The organism is Rouxiella silvae, assembly GCF_002093625.1.
GTDB lineage: Bacteria > Pseudomonadota > Gammaproteobacteria > Enterobacterales > Enterobacteriaceae > Rouxiella > Rouxiella silvae.
Window position 1 is genome coordinate 120,138 of sequence record NZ_MRWD01000002.1, and the last position, 13,086, is coordinate 133,223.

The 13,086-nt window shown below is 47.2% G+C and carries 10 protein-coding genes; 4 read left to right on the forward strand and 6 right to left on the reverse strand.

From position 1 onward, the window contains the following. Window positions 1–5 precede the first annotated feature (5 nt). Entirely contained in the window at window positions 6–1,094 is a 1,089-nt protein-coding gene (locus BS639_RS01630) for an ABC transporter substrate-binding protein (RefSeq protein WP_084982066.1), read from the reverse strand. A 745-nt stretch (window positions 1,095–1,839) separates the two neighbouring features. Here BS639_RS01630 and BS639_RS01635 point away from each other — a divergent pair. Together BS639_RS01635 and BS639_RS01640 are read left to right on the forward strand one after the other, a co-directional pair. Further along, entirely contained in the window at window positions 1,840–2,922 is a 1,083-nt protein-coding gene (locus BS639_RS01635) for an ABC transporter substrate-binding protein (protein WP_407690297.1), read from the forward strand. Between the two features lie 204 nt (window positions 2,923–3,126). Continuing rightward, a complete protein-coding gene (locus BS639_RS01640; protein WP_084982067.1) occupies window positions 3,127–5,259 on the forward strand; it encodes a TonB-dependent receptor family protein in 2,133 nt (710 codons plus the stop codon). A gap of 63 nt (window positions 5,260–5,322) precedes the next feature. Here BS639_RS01640 and BS639_RS01645 read toward each other — a convergent pair whose 3' ends face one another. Continuing rightward, complete coding sequence (locus BS639_RS01645) at window positions 5,323–6,468, reverse strand: endo-1,4-beta-xylanase (RefSeq protein WP_233427608.1); 1,146 nt, start codon at window positions 6,466–6,468, stop codon at window positions 5,323–5,325. A gap of 225 nt (window positions 6,469–6,693) precedes the next feature. On the opposite strand from BS639_RS01645, the gene BS639_RS01650 reads away from it, so the two are divergent. Further along, a complete protein-coding gene (locus BS639_RS01650; protein ID WP_055783536.1) occupies window positions 6,694–6,981 on the forward strand; it encodes a YciI family protein in 288 nt (95 codons plus the stop codon). A 217-nt stretch (window positions 6,982–7,198) separates the two neighbouring features. Here the strand turns inward: BS639_RS01650 and BS639_RS01655 are convergent, their stop codons facing one another. The 4 genes from BS639_RS01655 to BS639_RS01670 all read right to left on the reverse strand — a co-directional run bounded on the left by BS639_RS01655 (window position 7,199) and on the right by BS639_RS01670 (window position 11,872). Beyond that, entirely contained in the window at window positions 7,199–8,431 is a 1,233-nt protein-coding gene (locus tag BS639_RS01655; protein WP_084982069.1) for an MFS transporter, read from the reverse strand. Window positions 8,432–8,616: 185 nt separating this feature from the next. Continuing rightward, window positions 8,617–9,510 (reverse strand): DMT family transporter, encoded by an 894-nt coding sequence (locus BS639_RS01660; RefSeq protein ID WP_084982070.1) that lies wholly within the window; start codon window positions 9,508–9,510, stop codon window positions 8,617–8,619. 20 nt (window positions 9,511–9,530) lie between these two features. Next, window positions 9,531–9,959, reverse strand: coding sequence for a cupin domain-containing protein (locus BS639_RS01665; RefSeq protein ID WP_055783542.1), 429 nt, complete (start codon window positions 9,957–9,959; stop codon window positions 9,531–9,533). An 80-nt stretch (window positions 9,960–10,039) separates the two neighbouring features. After that, window positions 10,040–11,872, reverse strand: a complete 1,833-nt coding sequence (locus BS639_RS01670) for a thiamine pyrophosphate-binding protein (protein ID WP_084982071.1) — start codon at window positions 11,870–11,872, stop codon at window positions 10,040–10,042. A gap of 303 nt (window positions 11,873–12,175) precedes the next feature. Between BS639_RS01670 and BS639_RS01675 the strand changes: the two genes are divergently transcribed. After that, complete coding sequence (locus tag BS639_RS01675; RefSeq protein WP_055783547.1) at window positions 12,176–13,048, forward strand: LysR family transcriptional regulator; 873 nt, start codon at window positions 12,176–12,178, stop codon at window positions 13,046–13,048. The last annotated feature ends 38 nt before the right edge of the window (window positions 13,049–13,086 follow it).

Consider the following 13,086-nt stretch of genomic DNA (forward strand, 5'->3'; position numbering starts at 1 on the left):
AATCCTTATTTCGCCGCAGCTTCACGCCACTGCTTGATGTAGTCCAGGCGTTTTTTCTGCTGCAAATATTCCAGCAGGCTTTCATCTACCGGAATGGGTTTCAGCGCATTGCCCAGTATTTTAGTCAGGCCCTCGATATCGTTTTTACCTTCGATATCGTTGCGAATAGAGGGAATATCCGCCTGATTCGCCAAAATGCTCTGGCCTTTTTCCGACAATACGTAGTCCAGCCACAGCTTGGCTGCGTTGCCGTTGGTCGTGTCTTTGGTGATAAAGCTCACTCGAGACAGCACCAGCGTATAGTCTTTCGGATAGGAAATGCCAAGCGTTGGGTCCGTTTTGGCCCGCGCCTCGGCGTAGGATCCGAGGATATTGAAGCCGATGAGGTTCTCACCGGATGAGACCCTTTCCATCATCGTACCCGTGGAGGACTGAACCGTCAGGCCACCTTTAGCAATATCTGCCAGACGTTTGAAGTACTCAGGATCGGCTTTGAAATCCTGAACCGAGAGCATAAAGCCCAGTCCAGATTTTTCGATATCGTAGGTGGTGACTTTGCGTTTGAATTTGTCGGTCTGGCTGGCAATCAGTTTTGCCAATGCCGCGTGGGAGTCCGGAACATCGGCGGCTGGGATCAGGCGTTTGTTATAGATAAAGACCACCGGTTCGTAGGTGGTGCCATAGGCTTTTTCTTTCCACACCGCCCATTTTGGCAGTTGGCTCTGCTCTGGCGACGCGTATTCCTCGGCATAATCGGTGGCAAGTTTAAGGGCGGTATCCATTGATGAACTCCACACCACATCACCGCTGGTGCCCCCTGCCGCCTGTTCGCTGATGTAGCGGTTATAAAGCTCGGTGCTGTTCATGTCGTTGTATTCGACTTTAACGCCAGGATAAGTGGCCTCAAAGCCTTGAATCAACGGACCCGCCGCCTTGGTGTCTGTGGTCGAATACACCACCACCTTGCCCTCTTTTTTGGCCGCATCTACGGTTTTTTGATAATCAGCCGGATACTCTTTTGGAAACTCGGCAAAGGCCGGAGTTGAAACAACAACCGACAAGGCAACCAGAGATACTTTGAATTTTTTTAACATGTATTTTAACCCTTGGTAACATAATGGAAACATTATGTAACTTATAGGGTATCTGATACATGGCGCAATGACGCGGCGGCGTTATCTTCTCATTTTGTGAGGTTGGGCGATTTTCTCCAGCAATCAGCGGGTAAACGCCCGCAGTGAAGGTCGCTGGTGTGAGTCGTTAATGCTTCGAAGGGCCGCAGACTCTTAGCAGAGAGGGTGGGGGAGCAAAGAGTATTGGATACTCATTTGCCGACATAAAAAGTACGCTATTTTAATGGTTAAAATTAAAACACATTATTAATAAGCGAATACTGTTATTTTTACTCGATTATTTTTTCGTCGAAACCCCCTTTAAAACCTATTCTTTTATAAGGGTAATAAAATATTTGTTGGGCCAATATGTTGCCATTTTAGTACAAGGCTATGGGTGCAAGCTTATCGCTAATAAAATGATGACTTAATATATTTTAATATTATGGATGATGAAACTCTTTGCCTAAATAGGCGTCTCAACAGCATCATAAATATTCAGAAGAAAATCATGCAACAATCAACAGCAGGAAAGACTTCGGTAGCAGACGCCATTGGCTTTCAAATTCTGTCTGCTGATACTGACCGCAGCACGGCGGCATCTTGAAGGATAACCTGTAACTCATTATCATCTTTTCGCTCTGCCATTTACTCACTCAAGGAATGCTCCATGTTTGCTGGTTTAGTTGGTTATCTACGCGGATTCATTGCCGCCAGCGTATTATTCATGTCGGCGTTCGCACAGGCCGCCCCCATTGTTGTTACTGATGTCGCTGGCCGTCAGGTTACGCTGGAGCACCCCGCCCAGCGGGTGATGCTGGCGGATTCGCGGGCCTTGCTGGCACTGAATATCATCCATCCTAAAAATCCATTAAAAGATATTGTTGCCTGGGACAACTGGCTGACCAAAAAATCAACCGATATCAAGCAAGCCTACGAAAAAAAATTCCCTGAAATTAATAAAATACCGACCTTCGATAACCCTTACACCACAGACTTTAGCGTTGAAAATGCAGTCACGGTGAAGCCGGATCTGATTATTTTCGATATCGGCTTGCTGGGTAAACTGCAGGATAGCGGCACGCTGAGTTTGCTTGAGAAAGTCAAGATCCCCGTGCTGTTCATCGATTTTCGCCAAAAACCACTGGCTAATACTGTGCCGAGTATGATGCTGCTGGGTAAAGTGTTTGGCGAAGAGAAAAACGCGCAAAGTTTCATTGATTTTTATCAGCAGAGGCTAGAAACCATCCGCCAGCGCATCGCCACGCTAAAACCTGAGCAGCGTCCAAGCGTCTTTATCGAACGTCACGCCGGTTTGACGGGGGATGACTGCTGTTCAACGTTTGGCACTGGCAGCTTTGGTGAGTTTATCAACGTTGCCGGAGGCAATAATATCGGCAGCAAGTTGTTCAACGGCATGATGGGCGGGGACATCAACACCGAGCAGTTGATTGCCAGCAACCCTGATTTTTACCTTATGACGGGTGCCGATTGGAAACGGGGCGGCAAATCTTCACTGGCAGTGCCGCTGGGTTACACCACCGATGAGGCTACCGTGCAGAAAAGCCTGGCCCACCTGACTCAGCGTAAAGAGTTAAGCGTACTCAGCGCGGTGAAAGAAAAGCGTGTATTGGCGCTTTACCACCAGTTCTACGATATGCCTTTCAACATTATCGCAGTGGAAGAAATTGCCAAGTTTCTGCACCCGGACCTGTTTAAAGACATCGATCCGCTGTCAGACATGAAGATGTTGCATCAGAAATTTACCTCAATTGACTACAGCGGAGTGTTCTGGGCGATCCCTCAATAGTGCACCCAACAGACAGGGTGGGAGCTTCCACCCTGTCTGACAATATTGCCATCGCTTGCCCCACTTGTTTCATTCCATTCATATTTGTCATTTTTTCGTGCTTTTATGCTCACAATATCCTGACTTATGTTTACAGTTGAAATGGTTATCATTATGATTCCACTTCTCATAATAACTCCTGTTTACTTTCTTTAGGAAATCTTAATGCCTCCGTTTTATCGGGTATCTTTGCTGGCGGCCTCTGTTGCGCTGGCTCTTCCTGTGCATGCTGAAGACACCAAAACTCAAAATGATAAACCAGGTGATACTATTTCAGTCGTCGGGAACTGGTTGGACAATCCTGACACCAGCACAGTATTACTCAACCACGCTGGTGCACGTTCCATCGTGACCCAAAAGCAAATTCATGAGCAGGGCGATCAGACCGTTGCGGATACGCTGCGTGGCGTACCCGGCGTTCAAGTTCGTGACAGCAACGGCACCGGAGGCAGTGATATATCACTCAACGTCGGCGTTCGTGGTTTAACCTCGCGTTTGTCACCACGTTCAACAATCCTTATGGACGGCGTTCCATTAGCCGTTGCCCCTTACGGACAGCCTCAGCTATCGATGGCCCCTTTGGGCGTCGGTAACCTGCAATCGGTTGACGTCATTCGCGGCGGTGGGGCGGTACGTTACGGGCCACAAAACGTGGGGGGTGTGATCAACTTCGTCACCAAAGATATTCCAAAAGATTTTGGAGGGTCGGTCAGCGCGCAAACGCAGGGTGCCAGTCACGGTGGATTGAAAACGCTTAACAGTTTTTCACTGGGTGGCACGGCGGATAACGGCTTTGGTGCAGAGATCCTCTATTCTGGCTTGCACGGTCAGGGATATCGCGAAAATAACGACAACACCGATATCGACGATTTTATGCTGAAAACGCGTTATGCGATTACCGACCATGACGAGCTGCTGGCCAATTTCCATTACTACGACGCCACGTCGGGAATGCCTGGCGGTTTGTCTGCTAAGCAGTATGCCCAAAACCCTTTCCAGTCGACGCGCCCGTGGGACCAATTTGAAGGTCGCCGCAAAGATATGTCGTTTAAATACAAGCATCAGGAAGATGATAAACAGTTTGAGCTGTTGACTTATTTCACCGATAGCTTCCGCGGCAGCAGCATCGAATCGGTGGGGACGGGCAAAAACGTCGGACAGAATCGTTTAGCCGCCTATCCGCGTCACTACACGACCTATGCCATCGAACCTAGCTACTCGCAGCTGTTCCGTTTCTGGGATATGGCGCATGAAGTGACAGTGGGATACCGCTACCTGAATGAAACGATGGATGAAAAAGCTTTCCAGTCCGGCTGGTATGATCCCGCAACCACTTTTTCGGTTCCAGACTCTGGCGAACGCTATTACCAACATACCTCGGGTGGCACGGCGGCCAATGCGTTTTACATTGATGATGCAATAAACGTCGGTAACTGGACAATAACGCCAGGTATTCGCTACGAAAGTATCAAAACGCACGTTAACGACTCGTTTGCCAATATCAGTCGTGAGAAGCAGTACAGCCAGCCGCTGCCATCGCTCAACGTGATGTATCATTTGACCGATTCGTGGAATCTATTTGCCAACGCCAACACCTCGTTTGGCAGTATGCAGTATTTCCAGTTGACCAAAGGCGGGAGTGGTAATCAGCCTGCTCCGGGCCTGACGCCGGAAAAAGCGCACACCTATGAAGTCGGTACGCGCTATGACGATACGATTATTAAAGCCGAGTTGACTGCGTTTTACATCAACTTCGACAATCAGCTGCAGTACATTGATAACACCGTTGGCTGGACTAATCTCGGTGCCACCAAGCATAAAGGTATTGAGACGGCGTTCAGCTATGACTTAAGCGGTCTGAGTCATAAATTAGACGGCGTGAGCGTCTATACCAGCTACACCTATACCAAAGCGGAAACCCAGGACGGGGCCTTTGCAGGCAAAGATTTGCCGTTCTATTCTCGTCAGGTGTTCACCGCAGGAACACGTTATGAAACCGGTAACTGGGTGTGGAATGTGGACAGCTATGCGCAGTCGAAACAGTCTTCACCGGGCACTGGAACGCAATATATTACTGATGAAAGCGCCGACGGCCAATACGGTAATATCATGGGTTACATGGTGTGGAACGCCCGTGGTGAATACCATTTTGGCAAGGAATTCTCGAATCTGACGGTTGGCGCAGGTATCAAAAACCTGTTTGACCAACGCTACTTTACTCGCTCCAACGACAACAACTTCGGCAAGTACGTCGGTGAGCCAAGAACGTTTTATGTTCAAGGGTCTATCGACTTTTAAGCGAGGTCATAAAGCTTAAAAAGGCCCGCACGGAGTCAATCCGGCGGGTTTTTTTACTCAGTACTACAACTTTTCAAAACAGTGTTCAACCACCCAGCTCACCGGCTTGATTTCTCCCTGAGGGCCAAAAACCAGCGGTCGCTGTGCCAACCTTGCTTGTGTTGTGGTAGCACCCACAAGATGCGGCCTGTCCCAAACGCCCCAGGTAATGACGGTTGACACTGCCTTGGTGGCGAGGACGGCTTCAAGATAACGTTTGTAGGTTGCCGCGACGATATCGTCACGCGCCGCGACAGAACCGGTGAGGTGACTGTCATCGACGTCCAGCTCGGTAACATACACCGCCATTCCCAGACGGTGTACGGCAAGAATAAAATTCGTCAGCCCTGGGCCAACGTTGTCTCCTGCGCGTAAATGAGACTGGATCCCCAGTCCGTGCACGGGCACGCCTCGCTGCTTAAGCCCCTGTAACAGAGCCAATACCGCCGTTCGTCTACCTTCACCATAAGGCGTGTCCGTTTCCAGGCCATAGTCGTTATAGCAAAGCACGGCATTGGGGTCAGCTTTGTGCGCGGCGTGAAACGCGATGTCGAGATATTGCGGCCCGAGGACCTGATACCAAAAGGAATTACGTAGCCCACCCGGTTGACCGTCGCTGGGCTGAATAGCCTCATTAACCACGTCCCAGGAACTTATTTTCCCCCGGTAGTGGCCGGCAACGGTAGCAATATGCGCCGTCAGCACGTCCTCGGCGTTGGCGGAATTCACCGTTTTGTGAACCCATTCTGGCAGGGAGCGATGCCAACAGAATGTGTGACCGCGCATCTGCTGCTTATGTTCATGAGCAAAGTTGGCGATAGTATCGGCTGGACCAAAATCGTAACGCTCTGCCTCGGGATGTACCGTCTGCCATTTAAGCGCATTCTCGGGCACCAAAATACTTGCCTGACGTGCCACCACGTCACGATAGGTGGCATTTGTAGTCAGCATTTTTGGGTCAATGGCGAAGCCAAACTGAACCCCTTTTTGCGTTGCAAGCTTGCGTAAGGGGATAAATGTTTCAGCGGCAAGCGCCAGTCGACTATCCAGCAACGGAACAACGACAAGAGTACGAATCAGTCCGGCAAGGAAAACGCGTCGGCTTGACGGTTGCATGTGCACCTCAGGGCGTATTTGCGGGTGGGTGTGGGGATCAGCGCCATCAAACACGCTGTTCCCCTAAGCTCTAACAATCTGACAGCCTTCGTCTATAAATGCCAAATAGAAATGTGTAATTTATTATTTATGTCTAGATTATGCACTTATGTAACAGTGGTATATTTTGAAATATATTTATGAGTTCTGTAGGAGAGGTTGGTATAGATATTTATGGCGTAATGACTTTTTACGGATTAATATCTTTCTTTGATGTTAATAACCCCAGAGGATACAAGCGTGTTTATCATTAATGTGAAATACCATAGCCCAATAGACGAAATTAACGCGCATTTAGAAGCGCATCGTCAATTTCTTGATGCACAATACGATAAAGGCATTTTTATTGCTTCTGGACCACAAGTCCCACGCGAAGGCGGATTGATAATAGCCAATAGTAAAATAACGCGTGAAGAATTGGACGTTTTACTCGCAGAAGATCCCTTTAAGTCTCATGATCTGGCGACTTATCATATAACCGAATTCGTCCCGCTTAAACACCACGCCGCCTTGGCCGATATACTCTAAGAGGAGCCCATGCAAAAAGCCGTATGTTGAATAACATACGGCTTTTTTGGGGTCTTTTTCATAGAAAGGGGGTCGAAAAAGTGAGTAAGAAAAAGGGGGGTATTAATTTGTGTGGGTTTAATGCATGGTCGAAACTTAAAAAAAAGCCAGCGTGCGAACACGCTGGAAATTAACGCACCAACACCAGGGAAATCGTTACGTCTTATTTGCTATATGTTTACTTTGTAAACTTGGCCCGTGCAACCAGTAGACTTAATATAATACATACTGTTGCACTAGTAATAAACAATAAATTAACGGCAAGTAACAGGCTAGCATGATCAATAACCACGCCGAGTAAAATAGGGATCCAGTTGGAAATATAGGCTATAACATAGAATAAAGATATTAAACGTGCGTGGCTGGCCTTAGGTGAAATCATATTCACCAGCGTCGCGCTACCGACAAAAATGGCGCCATAAGCATATCCGCCAATAATCATCCCTACGCAGGCCAGAATTACCGAGTGCAGCTCAATAGCGCCGGCAAACACTAATACAGACAATGTTTGTGCTAAACATCCGTACATCAGTGAATGGCGAGCGTTAACTTTACGACTTAGAATCTGGCTGATGCCTGCAATAGTAAGATAAGCCGCAATAACATAACCATAAACGCCACGGCTGTGAATACCCAATAGTGTTTCCGAAACGCTAGGACCTACGGCAAGAATACTCGCCGCAACTGCCCAACAGGTAAACAGGGCAACGGAACACAAGAAGAAGTTTTTACCCGTAGCCTGCAAACCAGACAGCAGGCTGCTGTTTTTAGTGTCTGCTTGATCTTCCGTTTTAGTCTGCACAATAATTGCTGGCGAAGACGGCCACTTGAGTATTACCCCCAATGCGGCAATAAATGCAATGGCCATGATAAACATGAAGGGCAGTGACGTCGTGTGGAATCCAGTTTGTAAAGCAATGCCGCTAAATATCGGCCCCAATGCCAAGCCTGACGTAAAGGATAGCGTGGCAATCAGTGCCGCCACTTTACCGCTGTCCTTGGGCCCAAAACGAACCAGAGCAATATTTGCTGCACCGGTTAAGGCACCGGTACCAATCCCGGCCAATAAACGGGCAATTAATAGCAGAGTAAATGAATCTGCTTTTGCAAATAGCAGCGCACCGCAAAAGACCATAAATAACGCCGGGACAATCATACTGCGTAAGTCCTGGACTTTGCCCGCCATGTTTCCTACGCCAAAGAGCGATATAAGAACACCCGCAGCATAGGCGCCATAAATAATGGTCAAACTTACCGCCGTAAGTCCTAACTCATGTTGATAGAGCGGATACAAAGGCGTGGGGGCACTGCTGTTCAACAACGCAGCCATTAAGGCCAAAGCAAGAAAAAGCAAAATTGCAAAATGCGATGTGCGTGCAGGAGCTTCATTAATAGCAAGACTATCAGACATCTTTTTCTCCAGAATACTCGGTTTTCACCTTAATCATTTTATTAATAAATCTCATTCGGCCAGTCCGTTGATTATCAGAACTGGCGCTATCATAGCCGTTTGCCGCAGCGGTAAAAATCGATAAAACTGCATTGCAGTGGTTCAAAAATGCATTCATTGTTCATTGTTGATGCAAATTTATCGCATCAAGATGCCGCATCCTGGCGGGCAATGATTTTCTCTTGCGTCACTTCCACTACAGGAGCGGGTGAGCGCCTTACGATAGCGATGATGCCGGAGAGGACAATGAGTAAAATACCCAAGATTGATGTAGAAGTCAGAAGTTCGCCGAATAGGAAATAACCCAATCCGGTAGAGAAAATAATTGTGCTGTAGGAAAGAATACTGACAATGATTGCACTGCCTCTGCCGTAGGCGCGTGTCATCGAAATTTGTCCAAGACTGCCAAAAACACCAATCGCACAAACATTTATAAACGTCTTTATATTTAAAGGCGAATAGCCGTGAATGAGCAACAATATGCCACCAATGACGCTACCCACCAGAGAGAAGTAGAACACCACTCGCAGCTCAGGCTCACCTGCACGCACTAATTTACCGACATTAAAATAGGCTAATGCCGTTAATAGTCCTGAAAGTAATCCCACTGCGGCGGCACTGGTTTCATTATTTGACGTGTCGGGATGCAGGAGAACCAAGATGCCTGCAAACCCGATAAATACCGAAAGTAATAATTTTATACTGAGCTGCTTTTTATTGGTGATAAAGGTGATAATGGACTGAAATATCGGATTGGTATAGCCCAGCGTCGTGGCGGTAGCAATCGGCAAATGTATCAGTGCATAGAAGCCACTGTACATGGCGAAATTGCCAATGACTGCGCGCTTCATATGAAGTTTGAAGTGGTTAGTTTTAAATCCTAACCTATTTATTTTAATGAAGAATAAAACAATCAGCATGTTGATAAAAGACCGATAAAAAATGATATCAATAAAGCCGACCTGATTGGCAACCAGCTTTACGCTCACGCCCATGAGGGCAAAGAACGCGCTTGCAATCAGCATCCAAAACGCAAACATAGTGACTCCATGTAGACTGCTTAGTGAGCTGAATTAACGGTTAACGGTAATTTATCTGCACAGGCAAAGAATACCAACATCTCGGCACCTGATGTTCCAGACTGCCCCTGATGCTCAATATCAACGGTATCAGTGAAAGAATCACCTTTATTGAAGGTTTTTCTCTGTCCTGTCTTTTTTAATACCAGTGTTACGTTTCCTTCAGTCATGTAAACGGCACTAATACACGGATGAGTGTGCCATTTCAGGACAGTATTGGGTTTTACTGTCACCCTCAGCATGGTTATTTGTGGCGTCCCGACGGGATAGGGGGCGTATTTTGTTCCTTCCCACGAACTGTCCGTTTTTAGCAGCGTTTCTTTAGTGATATCTTGATTATGGTTCTCTGCCGCCGTGGCAGTATTCGCTATTATTAGGCAGGCAATTAAAAATGACGCGATTTTGTACATGCTATCATTACCCTTATTATGTTTTTTATTAAAAGCCCGTTCAGAAGTTCGGGCTTATTCTCAATGAAATAGCGACTGGTTTATAAATTTGAAATTCGTTGTTCGAATTCAAAAGTACTGTCGGCATAGTATCTATTGGGTGGCGTATCGTTTCCAACTTCTATTTCAATCAGGAAAGGCCCGTCGTGGTCGTGGGCAACGTCGAGAGCCGCATCTAAATCTTCCAACGTGGACGCTCGTGCTGCCGTCACGCCAAGGCTGTGGGCAAAAGCCACCCAGTCATGATTAGGAAGCGCCGTATAGCCGGAGGATATGCCACGGTTGTGTAAAGTATCAATATACATTGCCCCGTGGGCGCTGTTGTTCATCACCACAAAAATGACCTTAATCCCATAGCGAGCTGCGGTTTGAATCTCCATGCCGTGCATCAGCATACAGCCGTCACCGGTGACGACCAGGCAGTCGTTTTCCGGCGCGGCCAATTTTATGCCAATACCCGCGCACACCGCCCAACCCATTGGCGCCAATGAGCTAGACGTATGATAGTCGCCACAGCCGTTAGACTGCCAATAATGCGCCATGAAAATTCGGTGAGCGCCGGAATCGACCACAACGTTGGTGTTACTCGACATATGCTGACGCAGGTGTTTAATCGCATCACCTGGATAAATATACTGTTTCTCGTTGATATTTTGTGAGGGAAGTTCGCTGCGCTTGAGGATAAGCGGCAAGTTATTTATTTTTTGCAGCCATTCCTTACGCCATTCTTTTACCTCTTCCAGCCGTGTGTCGTGCTCATCAACCGCGTTCACTAGGTGTTGCAGCGCACCGTTGAGATTCGAAAAAACCTGTACATCCGGCTGATAGTGCAAACAGGACTTTTCAAAGTCTTCATCTATTAATATCAGTCTTTTATTGCCATGCAGCTTTGGCGTCCAGTTTAGACTGTCCCGCTGGCTTAAATCACAGCCAAAGACGATCAGAACGTCGACATCTTCACCGTTAATCGTTTCTACCGCACGCGTATGTCCCGCGAAGCCATAAACGCCCAATGACAGGGTGTGTTCTTCAGAGAACGCACCTTTTCCCGACAGCGTAGTGGCGACGGGGATTTGATATTTTTCGGCAAGGTGATGCAGCAGTATGGCATCGCTACGGTTGTTTACGCGGTGACCGGCTAAGATAGCGACTTTAGATTTACCTAGAATATGCAGCTTTAAGACTTTCTCTAATGCTTTAATATCTATAGGAGATTCATAGCTGTCAGTGGGTTTCAGCGGCTTTAGCTGGGGATGCTCGGTCATTTTCTTTTTTTGAATATCTACCGGCATACTTAAATACGCTCGGCCTTTACGCTGAGTATTTAAGCTTATTAAGCTGCGCCTTAACTCATATTTAAGCGTGCTGCCATTCTTGATCTCAACTGCGGAGTTCAAGAGGGGCTTCACGATGGTTAATTCGTCTAAACCACTGTTGCTTCCGTCCTGAAAGGCTCCCTGCGCTTCATGATAGGTTGAGATGCCGCCTGCCAGATAGAGGACTGGGATTCGGTCTGCCTGTGCGGCGGCCATGGCGGGAATAAAGTTCATGGTTCCCGGACCTGAGATTGCCAGACAAACGCCAAATTTTCGGCTGGCTCGCGCATAGCCATCGGCCATAAATCCGCAGGCCGTTTCATGTGCACCAACGATACCTTTTATTTCAGAGCTATCAATCGCGTTAATAAACGGATAAATAAGTTTGCCCGGCACTAAAAATATGTGCTTTATATTATGTGACACCAATTCCTGAATAATAACTTCAGAATTGTTGCTTTCAGGTTTGGGGTGTTCGATAAATATAATTGCATTACTGTCATTTTCAGCTGCAGACAATGCAACGGAAGAGAGCGGTTTTTCTGCGTGAGTCTTCATGATTTATTTCCAAAATAAAAAATCAAAAATTATCAATAACAAAAGCGGACATAGATGCCCGTCATGATAGAAACGCGCAAATAACGCATCTCTGAATCTAATGTGCGGAATATCTAACCACAAAATGTTCCAATGCATGAAGATGCATGATCGCATCACATTGATGCATTTTTGCATCAATTAGGGTTTTACATCCTGACAGCAAACCCACTATCATAACGCCGAAAATTTGCTTGCCAGGGTTGATACGCGCGCCTTATCAATAAATAACCTTATCAATGCTCTCGAAAAGGACATTCAAAAATGAATTGGGACGACGCTCGTTTTTTCCTTGCACTTGCGCGATGTGGCACCTTGCGTAAAGCGGCAGGTCAGTTACTTGTCGATCAAGCCACGGTTGGCCGACGAATTACTGCATTAGAGGAGACTCTGGGGTCGAAACTTTTTATTCGTACGCCCAAGAATTTTTCCCTCAGCCCCTTAGGTGACGAATTACTCCCCGATGTGATTAAAATGGAAAACGCGATGCTTGCCATTAGTCGCAAAGCTTCCAACGGCGACGACAGCATGGGCGGGAATGTCAGCATCGCCACGACGGACAGCATGGCTGAGGTTTTCGTTATCCCGGCGTTGAAAAAACTTCGAGAGCAGTATCCTGAAATCACCGTGACATTGTTAACCTCGGTAAATATCTCGGATATTTCATACCGAAGCGCAGATATGGCGATTCGTGGCGCAAGGCCTGAAGAGAAAACGCTGATTATCAAGCGATTAGCTACCATTGAGATGGGGCTGTACACCACCGAGGAGTACATTCAAAAAAAAGGCATGCCTATTGAGGGTACTCAACTTCAGGGGCATGATTTATTGATGTTTCCCAGAGATTTAGTTCCAAGGCATTGGGACAATTTTTGTGGAGAAAGTCTCGTTAGCCCTAATGTGGTGCTCCAGTCAAATTCGCAAATACTTCTGCGCTCGGCAACGGCTCACGGTTTGGGCATTGGTTTGCTGTCTTCATTTATGGCAGATAAGGATCCTAAGCTCATTAGAGTGTTTCCGCAAAGCAGGGACTGGGTCGATATATGGCTGGTTTTACATCCGGACCTGAAACGCTCGGCCAGAATTCGAGCCGTGATTAAAACTCTGGAGGTTGAGTTTTCTAAACAACACGCCTGAACATCGCCTCTGGTTTAAAGCCCGCTCATTACTGAGGC